Source organism: Methylobacterium sp. 2A (assembly GCF_009806555.1).
Taxonomy (GTDB): domain Bacteria; phylum Pseudomonadota; class Alphaproteobacteria; order Rhizobiales; family Beijerinckiaceae; genus Methylobacterium.
Genome location: NZ_VUOK01000018.1, coordinates 1 through 17,565, shown reverse-complemented (window position 1 = coordinate 17,565; position 17,565 = coordinate 1). Strand labels below are relative to the sequence as shown.

Here is a 17,565-nt window from a genome sequence, read left to right as displayed (position 1 = left end):
GAAACGGCGGCGATCCTCGGTCGACGCGCCCCGCTCCTGACGCGAGCCTTCGATCGCGCCGCAGCGCCCGACCAGGCTCCCTGCAGCGTCGGGCGATGTGTCACCTTAATGCCCCAACTCCCGTACATTCCGACTCGGCCGGCCGGTCTGTGCAAGCCAAAGCAACGGATTTGCGCTAAGCGTGACCGTGGGGCGGGCTTGATCGGATACCAACGGACCGCCTTACCTTGGCTGTATTCGTCGCACATATTCGGATCGGAAAAGGCCGGAAGGGCTTGTTCAACGTGACACGACGTCCGCCAGCGACTCGCTCCACGTTCCGCGCAATCGGAATGATGGCATCCGGGCTCGCGATCTCGGCAGCGGCTCCGGCCACCGCCGAGACGTTGGAGAGCGCCCTCGCGAAAGCCTATCAGGGCAACCCAACCCTCAATGCCAGTCGCGCCGGCGTGCGCGCGGTCGACGAGAACGTGGCGATCGCCCAGTCCGGGTATCGGCCGCAGGTCAATGTCGGCGCCTCGATCGGCGTCCAATACCTCCAGACCCGCAGCTCCAGCACGGTGGCGGCGGCGGCCGGCGCGGCATCCACCGGCGCGACGACGGCGACCACCGGGACATCCCTCGGCGGAACGTCCGGAGTGGGAACCACCAGCGTCGGGACCTCGACCGGCCTCACGGGCGCCGGGACGTCGGCGGGAATCGGCACCACCGGGACGGCCAGTACGGGAACAGGTGGGACGTTGGGGTCCGGCGGAGGCGTATCGGGCGCCTCGACGGCGACCACCGCGCAGTCGATCACGTCGAACCGGACGATCCGGGAGACCTATCTCCCGGCCACGGCCAGCCTGACCGTCACGCAGACGCTCTTCAACGGCTTCCAGACCGACAACCTGACCCGCCGCGCCGAATCGAACGTCTACAGTCAGCGCGAGACGCTGCGCTTCACCGAGCTGACCGTTCTCTACAACGCCGTTCAGGCCTACATGAACGTGCTGAGCAACACCGCGACGCTCGAGCTCAACCGGAACAACGTCGAGGTTCTGGAGGAGCAGCTCCGTCAGACCCGGGACCGGTTCAATGTCGGCGAGGTGACTCGCACGGACGTCGCCCAGGCCGAGGCGCGCCTCGCCGGGGCGCGCTCGCAGGTCAGCTCGGCCGAATCGGCCCTGCGCACCAGCATCGGCGTCTATCGTCAGAATATCGGCGTCGAGCCGCGCCAGCTCGCGCCCGGCCGGCCGCTGGACCGGTTCGTGCCGGCCTCGCTGGATGCGGCCATCGCCATCGGCCTGCGCGAGCACCCGCAGGTGGTCTCGGCCATCCACGCCGTCGATGCGGCCGAGGCGCAGGTCAAGGTTCTCGAAGGCCAGCTCGCCCCGAACCTGAGTCTGCAGGGCTCGCTGAGCCAGGTCTACGATCAGACCGGCCCGAACCAAGCCTATTTCGTCGGCTTCGTCGGCGGCCGGCTCAACATCCCGATCTACGAGGGCGGCCAGACCTACGCGCAGATCCGGCAGGCCAAGGAGACGGTCGGCCAGACCCGCATCCAGGTCGATCAGGTGCGCGATCAGATCCGCGCGCAGATCGTCGATTTCTGGGGCCGGCTCGAAGCCGCCAAGGCGCAGGTGATCGCCGCCCAGGCGCAGGTCCAGGCCAACGAGGTGGCGCTGAACGGCGTGCGCGAGGAGGCCCGGGTCGGCCAGCGCACCACCCTCGACGTGCTGAACGCGCAGCAGGAACTCCTGAACTCGCGCGTGAACCTGATCGTGGCCCAGCGCGACCGCGTGATCTACTCCTACGGGGTGGTTCAGGCGACTGGACAGCTGACGGCCCGGTTCACCGCCCTGCCGGTCGAGTACTACAGCGCCAAGGTCCACTACGATCAGGTCAAGGACCTGTGGTTCGGTCTGCGCACCCCGGATGGCCGCTGACGCCTTTTCCACGGGGAGTGTGGTGAAAGCGCGCTTGCCGCATCGAAACGGCATGGAATACTGATTGAACATCGATCCGATCGGATCGCGTTCCAGTCTCCCATGCCGAGTGCGCCTGCCGATGAGTGCAGCTAGCCCCAAGATCCCGGACACGAAACTCCAGGACAAGGCTGCCGATAAGGCGCAGGAGCCTTCGATGGAAGAGATCCTCGCCTCGATCCGGCGAATCATCGCCGACGATCAGGCGACCAAGCCCGCCGACGCCGTCCCCGAACCGGAGCCCGACGACGTGCTCGACCTCGCCGAGGTCGCCCAGCCGGTGGCGCGGCCCCGGGCCGTCGAGCCGGAGCCCGAGCCGGAGCCGCTCGATTTCGACGCGATCGATTTCGACGCGCCGGCCTTCGAGCCGGAACCCGAGCCGGTCGCGGTGGCACCCGCGCCGCCCCCGCCGGCTCCACCGGCGCCGCCGCAGCCGGCGGTCCAAGCCGCGGCCCGGCCGCGTGAGCCGGAGCCGGAGCCCGAGGCCCTGGTCTCGCCGGCGACGGATGCCAGCGTGAGCGGCGCCTTCAACCTGCTCGCCCACACCGTCCTGACCCAGAACGCCCGGACCCTGGAGGATCTCGTGAAGGAGATGCTCCGGCCGATGCTGAAATCCTGGCTCGACGACAACCTGCCGGCCGTGGTCGAGCGGCTGGTGCGCGCCGAGATCGAGCGGGTCTCGCGCGGCCGCTGAGTTTCCCCGCGCCTGGGTATGGCGGCTCCGGGTCGCCGCCCGCGTGTTGACGGAAGCGGCGTGACGGTCGAAAGCGGATCCAACCCCGTTTGGACAAGCGCCCGCCCGTACCCGCGATGATGGACAAGACCTTCGAGCCCGCCTCCGTCGAGGCGCGGATCTCCGCCGCCTGGGAAGAGGCGGGCGCCTTCCGCGCCGGCCGGCCCGAACGCGCCGGCGCCAGCCCCTATTGCATCGTGATCCCGCCGCCGAACGTGACGGGCTCCCTGCACATGGGCCACGCCCTCAACAACACGCTGCAGGACGTGCTCTGCCGGTTCGAGCGCATGCGCGGCAAGGACGTGCTCTGGCAGCCCGGGACCGACCATGCCGGCATCGCCACCCAGATGGTGGTCGAGCGGCGGATGGCGGAGGCGCGGGAACCCGGCCGTCGCGAGATCGGCCGGACGGCCTTCGTCGAGAAGGTCTGGGCCTGGAAGGCGGAATCCGGCGGCGCCATCGTCAATCAGCTGAAGCGTCTCGGCGCCTCCTGCGACTGGTCCCGCGAGCGCTTCACCATGGACGAGGGCCTGAGCCGCGCCGTGCTCAAGACCTTCGTGGACCTGCACCGGCAGGGCCTGATCTACCGCGACAAGCGGCTGGTGAACTGGGACCCGAAGTTCCAGACCGCGATCTCGGACCTGGAGGTCCAGCAGGTCGAGGTGAAGGGTCATCTCTGGCACTTCGACTACCCGGTGGTGGACGAGGCCGGCCACGAGACCGGCGCCATCATCACGGTGGCGACCACGCGGCCCGAGACGATGCTGGGCGATACCGGTGTCGCGGTCCATCCGGAAGATGAGCGGTATAAGGCGCTGGTCGGCCAGCGCGTGCGCCTGCCGCTGGTCGGCCGGCTGATCCCGATCGTCGCCGACGACTATTCCGATCCCGAGAAGGGCACCGGCGCGGTCAAGATCACCCCGGCCCACGACTTCAACGATTTCGAGGTCGGCCGCCGTCACGGGCTCGGCCTGATCAACGTCCTCGATCCCGAGGGCCGGATACTGCTCGACGGCAACGCGGCCTTCCTCGACGGCGCCTCGCCCGAGCCGGAGGCGATGGCGCTGCACGGCCTCGACCGGGCGCAGGCGCGCAAGGCGGTGGTCGCCCTGATGGAGGCCCGCGAGCGCCTGCGCACGATCGAGCCCAACACCCATGCGGTGCCCCACGGCGACCGCTCGGGCGTGGTCATCGAGCCCTACCTCACCGACCAGTGGTACGTGAACGTCAAGCCGCTCGCCGAGCGCGCCCTCCAGGCGGTGCGCGACGGGCAGACGAAGTTCGTGCCCGAAAACTACGAAAAGATCTTCTTCCAGTGGCTCACCAACATCGAGCCCTGGTGCATCTCGCGCCAGCTCTGGTGGGGCCATCAGATCCCGGTCTGGTACGACGACGAGGGCGGCGTCTTCGTCGCCGAGAGCGAGGACGCGGCGCTGGCCCAGGCCGCCGCGAAGCACGGCCGGCCGGTGACGCTCAAGCGCGACGAGGACGTGCTGGACACGTGGTTCTCGTCGGCGCTCTGGCCGTTCTCGACGCTCGGCTGGCCCGATTCGACGCCGGAACTCGCCCGCTTCTACCCGACCAACACCCTGGTGACCGGCAAGGACATCCTGTTCTTCTGGGTCGCCCGGATGATGATGATGGGCCTGCACCTCACCGACCGGGCGCCGTTCGACATGGTCTACCTGCACACGCTGGTGCGGGACGCGTCGGGCGCGAAGATGTCGAAATCCAAGGGCAACGTCGTCGATCCCCTGGAGCTGATCGAGACGATGGGCGCGGATGCCCTGCGCTTCACGCTGTGCGCGCTGGCCGTCCAGGGCCGCGACATCAAGCTGTCGGAGGACCGGGTCAAGGATTACCGGAACTTCACCACCAAGCTCTGGAACGCCGCCCGCTTCGCCGAGCTGAACGGCTGCCGCCTGGATCCGGCCTTCGACCCGCGCGCCGCCACGGGCGCCATCAACCGCTGGGCGCTCACCGAGGCGGCCCGCGCGGTGGACGAGGTGACGGCGGCGCTGGACGCCTTCCGCTTCAACGATGCGGCGAGCGCCGCCTACCGCTTCGTCTGGAATATTTTTTGTGATTGGTACCTGGAGCTGGCCAAGCCCGTCCTCCAGGGCGAAGGCGTCGATCCGGCGATCCGGGCCGAGACGCAGGCGAGCGTCGCGTTCCTGATCGATCAGGTCGCCAAGCTCCTGCACCCGTTCATGCCCTTCCTCACGGAGGAATTGTGGGCGATCAAGGGCGCCGGCCTGCCGGAGCGCGGCCTGCTGACCCTGTCGTCCTGGCCGCAGCTCGCCGGCCTCGCCGACGCGGCGGCCGAGGCCGAGGTCGGCTTCGTGGTCGATCTCGTCAGCCAGATCCGTTCGGCGCGCTCCGAGACGAACGTGCCCGCTGGGGCGCAGATCCCCCTGGTGATGGTCGGCGCGACGCCGGAGGTCCGGACCCGGATCGAAGCGTGGCGGGACACGCTGCTGCGCCTCGCGCGCCTGTCCGAGATCACCTTCGCGGAGACGCCGCCGAAGAACTCGGTCCAGCTGCTGGTGCGCGGCAGCGTCGCCGCGCTGCCGCTGGAGGGCGTCGTCGATCTCGCCGCCGAGGTGGCGCGCCTCAGGAAGGAGCAGGGCAAGGCGCAGGGTGAGATCAAGAAGATCGATGCCAAGCTCGGCAATGCCGACTTCGTCGCCCGCGCGCCCGAGGAGATCATCGAGGAGAACCGCGAGCGGCGCGAGAGCGAGACGGCGCGGCTCGCCAAGATCGAGGAGGCACTCGCGCGGCTGACCGAGGATTGAGCCCCGGTCCTCACCTGCCTCGCGTCGCGCCGATGACAAAGACACCGTGCAGCGGACCGTGCCGCGCCCGACTTCGCCCCTGCATCTCTTTAAGCATCATCGGACGCGATAAATGATGCAGGGGACGGAGGTTCCTATGCGGACGACGATCACCCTCGACGACGAGCTTGTGGAGGATGCGCAGCGGTACTCTGGCATCAGCGAGACGTTCGCGCTCCTGCGTGAGGCCCTTCGGGCCTCGATTTAGCGGGAGGTGTCCCGGCGCATGGTCTTGCTGGGCGAAAGCGATCCGACGGCCGAAGCCGGGCGACGCCGCCGCTCAGAGCCACGATCATCGTCGACACGAGTCTCTGGATCGACCCTCTCCGCGCCACCGACCTGACCCTGGGCGCGCTCCTCGAAGCGGGACGCCAACGCGTTCATCCCGACGTGATCGGGGAACTCCCCTCGGAGGCCTGCGAGACCGCACGACCGTGCTGACGCTCCTCGAGCGGATGCCACAGGCTCCGTCTCAGAGCCGGATGAGGTCCTGCGCCTGATCACAGATCACGCGCTGCACGGCCTCCGTCGATTCCGTCGGTGCACATCTCTTGGCATCGGCCAAACTGATGCCCGGATCCGGATCTGGACACGCGACCGCCGCTTGTCTGCCGTGAGCGACCGGCACGGGCTGGGTTACGGGGCCGCCCGCTGAGATCACCGACACCGTCCAGCCTATCGGCGGGTGCCGAGGGAGCCGCTGAACGGGTTGGGAGCGCCGTAGCTGCGGTACGACCGGCCGCCCCAGCCCGCGTAGCCGTCGCCTGCGAGTTCACTCGGATGTGTGGAATAGTCCGGCGGCACGTAGATCCCGGCCGCCCCCCTGTAGCCGGGTCTCAGGTTATCGGGGTTCTTGGACGCCGAGCCGTCGTCATAGCGCCGCGTGTCGATGGCATCGACCGGTCGGGCCGTCTTCCGTACGCTCTTCCGTCCGGAGTCCGGCGTCACGACAGGTTGTGTGTCGAAGTAGTCGCGATAATCCGTGTACGTTTCTGCCGCCGTCGCGGTACCGACCGAGGCGAAAACTGCCAAAACAGCGAACAGGATCCTCATCGCAGTCCTCAATCGACCTCGCGCGACGGCCTGGCACACCATGAGCAGACTCGCCGACGCACCGGACGCTGAAGCACCGTAGCGCGACGTCCCGGGGCAAAAGGTGACGGGCCACACGGGCCCCAGGCATTTTTCAACATGCGATGAAAGATTGGTGGCACCCGGGATTCATTCGCACGACCGCTCGGAGCCGGCGGCACCCGCAGGCCCCGCCACCTGTCGAAACCGTAATGTGACCGCCACGCCCGGGTCAGGGGCTGCCCTCTAGACCGATCGCATCGAACGCCGCGTCAGCCGGCGTCGTCCCGATCATCTCCGAGAGGTTGAGACTCCCCATGACCGAGACCCGTCCTTCCGGCCGCACCTCGCGCCGCGCCCTCGCCTCGGTGGCGGCCGCCGCGCTGATCGCCGGCGGCGCGCTGGGCAGCGGATACCTGCCGTCCGCCACCCCGGCCTATGCCCAGGCCCTGCCCAAGTCGCCGATCGAGGCCCCCGAGCATCCGCCGGGCTCGTTCGCCGGCATCGTCAACAAGGTGAAGCCGGGCGTCGTCTCGGTGAAGGTCAAGCTCGACGACTCGGCGAGCAGCGGCGACGACGAGGATGGGCCGAACCAGGGCCGCAACCTCCAGAACGTGCCGCCGCAGCTGCGCGAGTTCTTCCGCCGCTTCGGCCAGAACGGCCCCGGCGGCATGCAGCCCCAGCACCAGGGTCCGCGCGGTGCGGTCGGCTCCGGCTTCATCATCTCGGCCGACGGCTACGTGGTGACCAACAACCACGTCGTGGACCATGCCAAGACCGTGCAGGTGACCCTCGACGACGGCCGCACCCTCGACGCGAAGGTGATCGGCAAGGATGCCAAGACCGACGTCGCACTGCTGAAGATCACGGAGGGCTCGAACTTCCCCTACGTGCAATTCGGCAAGGCCGCGCCGCAGGTCGGCGATTGGGTCGTGGCGATCGGCAACCCGTTCGGCCTCGGCGGCACCGTGACCGCCGGCATCGTCTCGGCCCGCGGCCGCGACATCGGCGCCGGCCCCTACGACGACTTCCTGCAGATCGACGCCCCGATCAACAAGGGGAATTCGGGCGGCCCGACCTTCAACGTCAACGGCGAGGTGGTCGGCATGAACACCGCCATCGCGTCTCCGTCCGGCGGCAGCGTCGGCTTGGCCTTCGCGATCCCCTCCGAGACCGTGCAGGCGGTGGTCGATCAGCTCCGCACCGACGGTAAGGTGGCCCGCGGCTACCTCGGCGTGCAGATCCAGCCGGTGACGCAGGACATCGCCGAGGGCCTGGGCCTCGACAAGGCCAAGGGCGCGCTCGTGGACCACGCCGAGAACGGCACCCCGGCGGCCAAGGCCGGGCTGAAGGCGGGCGACGTGATCGAGAAGGTCAACGGCGACACGGTGGACAGCGCCCGCGAACTCTCGCGCAAGATCGCCGGGATGAAGCCGGGTGCGAAGGTCGAGCTGAGCTATCTGCGCGGCGGCAAGTCCGACACCGCCACGGTGACGCTGGGGACCATGCCCACCGACGGCACCAAGATGGCCAGCCGCGACGAGGATTCAGGCAACGGCCAGCCGCGGCTCGGCCTTCAGCTCGCGCCGGCCGGCGATGTCGGCCTGTCCGATCAAGGCGTCGCGGTGGTTCAGGTCGATCCCGACGGTCCGGCGGCCGCCAAGGGCATCGAGGCGGGCGACGTGATCCTCGATGTCGGCGGCCAGAGCGTGTCCCGCCCGGCGGATGTGGCTGCCCAGATCCGGGCCGCGGAGTCGAACGGGCGCAAGGCTGTGTTGATGCGGGTGAAGAGCGGCAAGGGCCAGACCCGCTTCGTGGCGGTGTCGCTCAGCAAGAACGCCGGCTGAGGCCGGTTCTCCCGGCGCGGGGCCTTCCGCCTCGCGCCGCTCATGGTGACCTCCGACTGGCGCCGACCCAAAAGGTCGGCGTCTTTTCGTTATCGTGCCCAGTTTTGCAGTTATGACACGCGTTCTAGAAAAACATATTAAGATTTTACGGAATCGCGGCTCCGAAGCCCGAATGCAATTCCCCATATAAAGATACTTATAATCCTGCTTGACAAAGTTATGGCTAGATTATGCTGTTTCGATCGTCACTCAGTAAATCAATCGTCGTCACATGACGTGTACCTGGTAAGGCACCTTTCATCGAAAATGGTCGTCCCGTATGCGCTTGAAATATGTACTCTGCAGACCGGATGGCGGCTCGAACGATACTCTGAAGCAAATTGCATTTGTCCATACTTATGCTCGACAAACTGGCCGTATCGCGATTATTGATACGGCCTATGAAAAAATGTTACATTTTCACAATAAAGTTTTCAAACTATTTTTTGAGCAAAGATCCAAATTTGATCTTGGATTTCGATTTTATCAGACATTCCGTCGATACAATGGATGTTATGCCGCCTGAATTGAAGGGGCGATTAAATTCATACACGCCGCAATGGTACGGCGCAGTAAAGAATTTCGTGGATACCGAGTCTGGGGCGCGAATTTGTTTCGATATTACAAAAGAATACGATGCGGATATTGTGGTTCGCCACGCGTGCGGTGGAAACGAACGCGCTCTCATAGCGTTGAAGACGCTTGTTCTGCACGATCACATGGTCGCAAATCTGGAGCGACGCATCAATGCGATCGGCCGTCCATTCAGCGCGATCCATATTCGGAACACCGATTATCGGACAGACTACGAACAGGCTATCGATCAAATAAAAAAATCCATATTGCTTCCGGTGTTCGTAGCAACAGATAGTTCCAAATGTCGAGACTATTGCAGGAAAGTGTTCGACGATTCAAACGTTATATCGTTTTCTAAACTTCCCGATGAGGAAATTCCGATTCATTCCACCAGGAATTTCTTGACGCCCTTCGAAAGAAACTCCGACGCGATACTCGATCTGGTCACGCTCGCCTTATCGAATGAGTATTACAAAATCCCCCTCCGGGTCGGTAGCGCTTTCGCATACTCGAATTATTCCAATCTCGCGGAACTCCTCGTGAGAAACAGCGGGATTCTGATTTCGCTTTTGGGGCAGAGTGCTTCGGCCAAAGCAATCATCGAACGGGTCATTGCCTGGCAAAGCATCGGCCGATAGCACACCGGACGTCATCCAAAGCCGCACCGCCATCGGCGAAGCGATATGCCGCGCATTCCGCCTTACATCAGACCGTGGGGGAGGGGATTCCGAGCCCCACCCCCAGCCGTGCCCGGCACCGGCCAAGTGCGGCAAAGGCCGCGTTCGAATCCTTTGCGAGGCGCATCAGATCGCTCAGCCGCGCCCGGCCGCGAGCGAAGGCGAAGAACACCGCAGCGATGTCGGGCTCGCCGTCCGCCGTGAGCGCTTCCGCGGCGAAGGCCGGCAGCGCTTGGCTGGCGGGGTCGCAAATCACCCGCAAAGCCGCGAACGGAAGGCCGTAACGCCCGGCGAAGGAGGCGGCCACGTGCGATTCCATGTCGACCGCTGCGGCCCCGGTCGTGGCCCGCAGCTCCGACTTGCCGTCGACGGCGAGTACCGCCGTGTCGACACCTGCCAGATCTGCCGCGATCACGCGGGGTCCGATCCCCGAGAGTACGTTGAGGAGCGTAGCCGAAAGGTCGAGATCGGCCGCGCGCCGGCCCTCCTCACTGACGACGCCGGTTCCGACCACGACATCGCCCGGCTTAAGCGAGGGATCGAGACCGCCGGCGATGCCAAAACTCACCACGGCCCGGCAGCCGGGCGGAACGCGGGCATCGAGGAGCTGGCGTAGGCGCTGCGGATTGCCGCCGGCGCCCACGGCCTCGACTCCCTCGCCGGCTGCCATGCGGCGCTCGCGGGCGAGGCCGGTGACGGCCAGGACGGGGGCTTTCGGATCGATCATGGTCCGCTGGTGGACCAGTCCGGCGAGGTCCGCAAGCAGACGCGAACGCCGCGGGGCAGCGACGGGTTGATCCTGCGGGGGACGGGGCTCGCCCGCACCCGCGGATTCGCTATCTGAGGAGGCCACGTGTCGGATACCGGGGCTCGCAGGTCGGTCACCCGGACGGTCGAACGCGCTGCGATCCGGTGGAGAGAGAGGCCGGCCGCCAGGACCGGCCCCGTCGCATCACATGCCGAACTGGACGCGCCGGCTGTTGGTGCGCTTCAGGTTGCGGTAGCGCGCCATCGCCCAGAGCGGGAAGAACTTCGGGTAGCCATGATACCGTAGGTAGAACACCCGCGGGAAGCCCGTCGCCGTGTAGCGCTCCTCCTTCCAGAACCCGTCCGCGCCCTGCGTGCGGGTGAGAAAGTTGATGCCCCGGGTGACCGCCGGGTCGTCGACCGCGCCGGCCGCCATCAGGGCGAGCAGCGCCCAGGCGGTCTGCGAGGCCGTGGACGAGCCGGGCTCGAAGGCCGGGTCGATCTTGTACGAGGAGGCGTCCTCACCCCAGCCGCCATCCGGATTCTGGATGCGGATCAGCCAGGAGACGGCCTTCTGGATGCGCGGATCGGCCGGATCCACCCCGGCGGCGTTGAGGGCGCAGAGCACCGACCACGTGCCGTAGATGAAGTTCATGCCCCAGCGGCCGTACCAGGAGCCGTCCTCCTCCTGGTCGTTCAGGAGGTAGTTCACGCCGCGGTCGAGCGCCCGGGAGGTCTCCCGGGTCTCGCCGAGCTGGGCCAGCATCCCGACCACGCGAGCGGTCACGTCCGCGGTCGGCGGGTCGAGCAGCGCGCCGTGATCCGAGAACGGGATGTGGTTGAGGTACATGTGGTTGTTGTCGGCGTCGAAGGCCGCCCAGCCGCCATCCTCCGATTGCAGCCCCTCGACCCATTCCCGGGCGCGGGCGATCGAGGCCTTGTAGTCCGGCATGCCGGCGACCAGCCCGTGCTGGTGCATGGCCCGGTCCATGGCCATCACCACCACGGCGGTGTCGTCCAGGTCGGGGTAATGGGCGTTGGCGTATTGGAACGCCCAGCCGCCCGGCCGGACCTTCGGCTTGCGCGCCGCCCAATCGCCGACGATGTCGAGCACCTGACGGGGCTTCAGCCAGTCGAGCCCCCGGCGGGCCTGGGCCTCGGCCTCGGGGCCGCCGGCCTCCAGGAGCGCGTGGCTCGCGAGCGCCGTGTCCCAGACCGGCGAGACGCAGGGCTGGACATAGGCCTCGTCGGCCTTCTCGACGACGAGCTTCTCGATGGCGTCGCAGGCGACGCGGACCTGCGGATGATCGGGCCGGTAGCCCATCACCTCGTACATGAGCACCGAGTTGACCATGGCGGGGAAGATCGCCCCGAGCCCGTCCTCGCCGTTCAGGCGCTCGCTGACCCAGGCGCGGGCCTTCTCCATGGCGCGCTGCCGGCTCTTGCGCGGCATGTGATCCTCCACGAGCTGGAGGATCCGGTCGATGAAGCCGAAGATCGGCGTCCAGGGCCAGGTGGCGTGGGGCGAGCCGGGCCACGAGCGCACGCTCTCGGGGGGCGTGACGAACAGCTCCTGCACGCTGATTCCGCGCGGGTTGCGGGCCCGGGGCTTGGTCGCCTGGAGCACGAACAGCGGCACCACGGTGGTACGGGCCCAATAGCTGATCTTGTCGAGGTGGAACGGGAACCACTTCGGCAGGAACATCACCTCGACGGGCATCACCGGAACGGCGCGCCACGGCACCTCGCCGTAGAGGGCCAGCAGGAACCGGGTGAACACGTTGGCGTTTGCGGCCCCGCCCCGGGCCAGGATCGCCTCGCGGGCCCGGCGCATATGCGGCGCCTCGATGTCGTCGCCGATCATCTTCAGGGCGAAATACGCCTTGACCGTGCAGCTCATGTCGAACGGCCCCTCGTGGACGAGGGCCCAGCCGCCGTGCGGGCCTTGGGTGCGGCGCAGATAGTGGCCGATCTTGGCCTCCAGGCCATCCCGGATCTGCGTGCCGCGGAACTGATGGAACAGGATGTATTCGGACGGGATCGTGGCATCCGCCTCGAGTTCGAAGCAGATATGCCCGTCCTCATGCGCCAGGGCGGTCAGCGCCCGCGTCGCCTGCGCGACGCCGCGCTCGACATCGTCCAGCGAGATTCCTTGCGTCTTCGACCGCTGCAGCGGCTCGACTTTGCTCAACGCCTCTCTCATCATCCTCGACCTCGAACACCCGCCTCGCGGCGGACGTATGCCTCAAGCTGCGCCGCGCAGCCGGGTTCCGGCGCGCGCGACAGATCCAGCGCGCAGGGCGCGCGCGGCAGTTTGGCCCGAGCGGATCGCTCCCTCGATCGTCGACGGCAGACCGGTTGCGGTCCAATCGCCTGCCAGGACGAGATTCGCGTAGGCGGTTTCGGCCCCCGGGCGCCGCGCGGCTTCCGCCGGCGTCGCCGCGAAGGTCGCACGCTTCTCCTTTACGATCTGCCAGCTGGGTAGTTCCGGTGCAAGATCACACAACCGTGCGATCTCGGACCAGATCTGGCGGGCGAGATCCTCCCGGGGCACGTCGAGGAGCCTGTCGGCCCCGCTGATCGTCACCGAATACCGGTCCGGATAGGCGAAAAGCCACTCCGTGAGGCTGTTGACGACGCCGAGCAGCAGCGGGCTGCCGGGCTTCGGCGCGAGCGCGAAATGCGCGTTCACGATGGAGCGGAATTCCACCGGGGCGAGGAGCCCGGGCAACACCTCGCGGGCGACCCAGGGGGGCAGCGCCAGCACGATTCCGTCCTCGGGGCCGATCACCTCGGCACCGTCCGAGAATTGGAGCCGGGCGACGCGCCCCTCCGCCAGATCGAGGCCGCGCAGGCGCCGGCCAAGCCGGATCGCGCAGCCGCGGGCCGTGAGGTAGCGCAGGGCGGGATCGACGAAGGCGTAGGACAGGCCCTCCACCGCCACCAGGGGACGGCAGGCCCTGCCGCCCGCCCCCAGGGTCTCGCGCAGGATCCGGGCAGCGAGCCCGACATCGCTGTCGCGCGGCTCGGTGTTGAGGGCGGCGAGCAGAACCGGATGCCAGAGCCGCCGGTAGAGGTCGCCCTCGCAGGCCATGTGGGCGCCGATCGTACCGCCCGCGCCCTCCGCCTTGCCGGAGGCCGCCCGCAGGATGCCGAGCGGCGCGAGGTAGTCGCGCGCCCTCGTGCCGGGGACGCGGCGTGACGGGCTCATCACCCACCAGGGCAGGCGCCCGGCATTGGGACGCAGGCGCCAGCGCTCGCCGGTCGCGAGATCGGCGAAGTCGAACTCGGCCGCGTCCGGGCCGACGAGGGCGTCGGCGGGGGCACCGATCGTCTTGAGGAAGCCCAGGGCGTCGGCGTTGCCGGAGAGCAGCAGATGGTTGCCGTTATCGATGGTCAGGCCAAGGGCCGGATCGTAGTACGAGCGGCAGCGCCCCCCCGCCTGCTTGGCGGCCTCGTGCAGCACGACCCGCGCGCCGGATCCGGCCAGCGCGACGGCGGCAGACAGACCGGCGAGACCGGCCCCGACGACGTGAACCGTTCCCATCAGATCAGGCCGTGGCGAAGGACGACGCCGAGCAGCGCGCGCTTGCCGGGCTTCACCCGGGCGCGCGGCATGGCCCAGCCGCGGGCGAGCACGGCCTTCAGGTAGAGGTGATAGGCCGCCGCCATCAGCCGGGCCGCCTTGGTCGCCTTGCGGGGACTGCGCCGGATGATCTCCCAGGTCGCCTGATAGTGCTCCTCGGCCTCGCGGGCGAGGGAGATGCAGACCTCGCCGATGCGGGGATGGCTGATCGCCTCGGCCGGCGTCGGATCGGTCAGCCCGATCGCCTGAAGCTTTTCGCGAGGCAGGTAGAGCCGGCCGCGCTCGGCATCCTCGTCGATGTCGCGCAGGATGTTGGTGAGCTGGAGCGCCCGGCCCTGGTGCCAGGCGAGCCGGATCCCGTCCGCCTCCGGCATGCCGAAGATCCGCACCGACAGGCGGCCGACCGCGCTGGCGACCCGGTCGCAGTAGAGGTCGAGGGTTTCGGCATCGGGGGCGACGATGTCCTCCATCGCGTCCATCGCCATGCCGTCGATGACCGCCTGGAAATCCTCGCGCTTCAGGCCGAAGCGGCGAACCGGCTCGACGAGGTCGCGGACCCGCGGAACGGGCCGGCCGGCATAGAGGGCATCGATGTCGGCCCGCCAGCGATCGAGCTCGGCCTGCCGCACCGGCCGGGTGCCGCCATCGTCGGCGACGTCGTCCACGGCCCGGCAGAAGGCGTAGACCGCGTACATGGCCTCCCGCCGCTCCTTCGGGAGCAGGCGCATCGCCGTGTAGAAGGAGGAGCCGGCGGCCGGGAGCGCCGGGGCCGGTTCCTGCCCGGCGGCGGCAGGCGTCGCGGTGGCGCTCACGACCGGAACCCCTGCGAGCGCATCCCGCGGGCGGCGGCCCGCACGGTCCGGAACCGCAGGGGGCGGCGCACCAGCGTGGCGACGACGCCGCCGAGCGCCGTGAGCGCGAAGGCGCGCTTGCTGTGATGGACTTTCTCCGAAAGCGGATCGCGTTCCAGCAGGCCCCGGGCGAGGACGACCGCGAGGCGGTGGATTGCGGCGATCTCCATCGAGAGGCGCAGGTCGTCGATCAGGTCCGGCAGGACCGCGCCCTCGTCGAGCAGATCGAGGCAGTTCTGCGCCAGCTCGCGGATCACCGCCAGGAGCTGCGGCGGCGCCTTGGCCTCGCCCAGCATGTCGACGGTGGCGCCGTGACGGTCGAGGATGTCCTGGGGCAGGTAGACCCGGTCGAGGGCGGCAAAATCCTTGCCGCAATCCTGGAGGTGGTTGATCACCTGCAACGCCGCGCAGATCGCGTCGGACGGCCCCCAGACCCGGGTCGGATCCTCGCCGTGGACGTCGAGGACGAAGCGCCCCACCGGCATCGCCGAGTAGCGGCAATAGTGGATCAGCTCGTTCCAGGTGGCGTAGCGGTTCTTCCGGGCGTCCATCCGGAAGGCGTCGAGGAGTTCGAGTGCATGGCGGGGCGGCAGCACCCGGGCGGCCAATTCGCGCTTCAGCGGCGCCGCCTCGGGATCGGCCGGGCCGGCCCCGGTCAGCGCGGCGGCCAGCCGGTCGAGCAGCTCGATCTTGCGCTCGGGCGACAGCTCCGCATGGTCGGCGACATCATCGCCGGCGCGGACGAAGTTGTAGAAGGCCAGGATCGCGCCGCGGTGATGCGGATGGATCAGGTGCGAGGCGACCGGAAAGTTCTCGTCGCGGTGCCCCTTGCCGGAGCGGGCCGCGGTGGCGGTGTCGAGGGTGCTCATGCGAGATACCCGGCCTCCCGGAACCATGCGATCGCGTCGGACAGGCCCTCGCGATAGGGCCGGGCCGTGTAGCCCAGCTCCGCGCGGGCCTTGCGATCGGAAAAGAACATGCGGTAGCGCGACATCCGAATGCCGTCGATCGTCGCGAAGGGCTGCTTGCCCGTCACCCGGGCGGCGAGCTGGGCGAAGAACGCCACCGGGTAGACCGCCGCCCGCGGCAGATTCACGGTCGGCGGCTTGCGCCCGACCAGGCCGGCGATGTCGGCGAGCATCTGCGAGAGGAACACGTCCTCGCCGCCGAGGATGTAGCGCTCGCCGATCCGGCCCTTCCGGAGGGCGAGGAGGTGGCCATACGCCACGTCGTCCACATGGGCGAGGTTGAGGCCGGTATCGACGAAGGCCGGCATCTTGCCGAGCGCCGCCTCCTGGATGATCCGGCCGGTCGGCGTCGGCTTCACGTCGCGGGGGCCGATCGGCGTCGAGGGATTGACGATGACGGCCTGGAGCCCCTCCCGGGCGACCATCTCCTCGACCACGCGCTCGGCCACGACCTTGCTGCGCTTATAGGCGCCGATCGCCGTCTCGGGCGTCAGCGGCATGGTCTCGTCGGAGGGCGTCACGCCATCGGCCGGCGGTTTGATCGTCGCCACGCTCGACGTGTAGACGACCCGCTCGATGCCGGCCTCCAGCGCGGCGCGCATCATCAGGCGCGTGCCGTCGCGGTTGGTCCGGACGATCTCTTCCATATCGGGCGCCCAGAGCCGGTAATCGGCCGCGGCGTGGATCAGGTAGCGCTGGCCGCGCATCGCCGCCGCGACAGCGGCCGGATCGCGCATGTCGCCCTCGGCGATCTCGACATCGGTCCAGGTGATGTTGGTCCGCGGGCTCGACGCGCGCACGAGGATGCGCACCGGGAAGCCGGCGCGACGGAACACGTCGACCAGGGCCGAGCCGAGGAAGCCGCTCGCGCCGGTGATCAGCACGGGGCCGACCTCGGGAGAGCCGGGGATTGTGGCCTCTGCCATCACGGATCTGGAGGGTTGCCGTCTCTCAGCGGGGCCGGGGATGGCCGGCCGCGCCGCGCTTGTGTCACCGAACCGGCGAAGCGGCAAGCCGAGGCGGCGGGCCTGGGGGATCTGGAGCCGCTGCGCGGCGCTTCCCGTGACGGGTCGCGGACCAGGTTCCGCTTCGCTGCACCTGTCCGGGAAAGGGCCGGCGCAGGAGAAAACACGCCCCGTTCCCGGGCGCATGCAGCGTCGGCGGCATGCGCCCCGGGATCCAGCACCGGACTCGTCGCGAAGCGACCCAACGGGATCAGGCGAGCCGCAAGCGCGACCGCCCTTCCTTGCGCTCCGGCAGGGTATCGAGCGCCATCTTGACGATGGCCTTCGCGTCGAGCCCGGCCTCGGCGTACATCTTCTCCGGGCTGTCCTGGTCCTGGTAGGCGTCCGGCAGGGTCAGCGTCCGCACCCGAACCCGACCCGCATCCAGCGCGCCCTTCTCGGACAGGAGATGCAGCACCATCGCGCCGAACCCGCCCCGCGAGCCCTCCTCGATCGTCAGCAGAACCGCGTGGCTCTGTGCCAGATCCAGGATCAGCGCCTCGTCCAGAGGCTTGGCGAACCGCGCATCCGCCACCGTCACCGCGACGCCCTGCTCGGCCAGCGTGTCCGCCGCCTTCAAGGCCTCCGCCAGACGCGTGCCCAGCGACAGGATCGCCACCCGCGCCTCCGCGTCCTGACGCACCACCCGGCCCTTGCCGACGGGA

At 68.3% G+C, this 17,565-nt stretch carries 14 protein-coding genes; 6 read left to right on the top strand and 8 right to left on the bottom strand.

Annotation, left to right across the window (positions count from 1 at the left end; genetic code table 11):
• Positions 1–335: 335 nt before the first annotated feature.
• The 4 genes from FVE89_RS08370 (at position 336) to FVE89_RS31665 (ending at position 5,742) form a co-directional block, all read left to right on the top strand.
• Positions 336–1,928, top strand: a complete 1,593-nt coding sequence (locus FVE89_RS08370; RefSeq protein ID WP_160533585.1) for a TolC family outer membrane protein — start codon at positions 336–338, stop codon at positions 1,926–1,928.
• A gap of 196 nt (positions 1,929–2,124) precedes the next feature.
• Positions 2,125–2,661 carry a DUF2497 domain-containing protein gene (locus FVE89_RS08365; RefSeq protein ID WP_160533584.1) on the top strand — a complete coding sequence of 179 codons (537 nt, stop codon included), beginning with the start codon at positions 2,125–2,127 and terminating at the stop codon, positions 2,659–2,661.
• A 116-nt stretch (positions 2,662–2,777) separates the two neighbouring features.
• Entirely contained in the window at positions 2,778–5,495 is a 2,718-nt protein-coding gene (locus FVE89_RS08360) for a valine--tRNA ligase (RefSeq protein ID WP_160533583.1), read from the top strand.
• Positions 5,496–5,607: 112 nt separating this feature from the next.
• Positions 5,608–5,742, top strand: a complete 135-nt coding sequence (locus FVE89_RS31665; protein WP_348644672.1) for a type II toxin-antitoxin system VapB family antitoxin — start codon at positions 5,608–5,610, stop codon at positions 5,740–5,742.
• 467 nt (positions 5,743–6,209) lie between these two features.
• On the opposite strand, the gene FVE89_RS08350 is transcribed toward FVE89_RS31665, so the two are convergent.
• On the bottom strand, positions 6,210–6,587 hold the full coding sequence (locus tag FVE89_RS08350) for a hypothetical protein (RefSeq protein WP_160533581.1): 378 nt from the start codon (positions 6,585–6,587) through the stop codon (positions 6,210–6,212).
• A gap of 335 nt (positions 6,588–6,922) precedes the next feature.
• Here FVE89_RS08350 and FVE89_RS08345 point away from each other — a divergent pair, with 335 nt between their 5' ends.
• Entirely contained in the window at positions 6,923–8,452 is a 1,530-nt protein-coding gene (locus FVE89_RS08345; protein ID WP_160533580.1) for a Do family serine endopeptidase, read from the top strand.
• A 509-nt stretch (positions 8,453–8,961) separates the two neighbouring features.
• On the top strand, positions 8,962–9,705 hold the full coding sequence (locus FVE89_RS08340; protein WP_210254048.1) for a hypothetical protein: 744 nt from the start codon (positions 8,962–8,964) through the stop codon (positions 9,703–9,705).
• 67 nt (positions 9,706–9,772) lie between these two features.
• On the opposite strand, the gene FVE89_RS08335 is transcribed toward FVE89_RS08340, so the two are convergent.
• From FVE89_RS08335 to FVE89_RS08305, 7 genes are all read right to left on the bottom strand, one after another.
• On the bottom strand, positions 9,773–10,471 hold the full coding sequence (locus FVE89_RS08335; RefSeq protein WP_160533578.1) for a phosphorylase: 699 nt from the start codon (positions 10,469–10,471) through the stop codon (positions 9,773–9,775).
• A gap of 225 nt (positions 10,472–10,696) precedes the next feature.
• Positions 10,697–12,694, bottom strand: a complete 1,998-nt coding sequence (gene shc / locus FVE89_RS08330; RefSeq protein WP_160533577.1) for a squalene--hopene cyclase — start codon at positions 12,692–12,694, stop codon at positions 10,697–10,699.
• Positions 12,695–12,736: 42 nt separating this feature from the next.
• Complete coding sequence (gene hpnE, locus FVE89_RS08325; protein ID WP_160533576.1) at positions 12,737–14,038, bottom strand: hydroxysqualene dehydroxylase HpnE; 1,302 nt, start codon at positions 14,036–14,038, stop codon at positions 12,737–12,739.
• Complete coding sequence (hpnD, locus tag FVE89_RS08320) at positions 14,038–14,889, bottom strand: presqualene diphosphate synthase HpnD (protein ID WP_160533575.1); 852 nt, start codon at positions 14,887–14,889, stop codon at positions 14,038–14,040. Before hpnD ends, hpnE begins: the two co-directional genes overlap by 1 nt.
• The gene (gene hpnC, locus FVE89_RS08315) at positions 14,886–15,797 is read right to left on the bottom strand and encodes a squalene synthase HpnC (protein WP_160533574.1); all 912 of its coding nucleotides are present in this window, start codon (positions 15,795–15,797) and stop codon (positions 14,886–14,888) included. Before hpnC ends, hpnD begins: the two co-directional genes overlap by 4 nt.
• Positions 15,794–16,822: a hopanoid-associated sugar epimerase gene (gene hpnA, locus FVE89_RS08310; RefSeq protein ID WP_160533573.1), complete on the bottom strand. Its 1,029-nt coding sequence runs from the start codon at positions 16,820–16,822 to the stop codon at positions 15,794–15,796. Before hpnA ends, hpnC begins: the two co-directional genes overlap by 4 nt.
• Positions 16,823–17,111: 289 nt before the next feature.
• Positions 17,112–17,565 (bottom strand): transketolase C-terminal domain-containing protein (locus FVE89_RS08305; protein WP_281408957.1); only part of this gene is annotated, 454 nt, incomplete at its 5' end.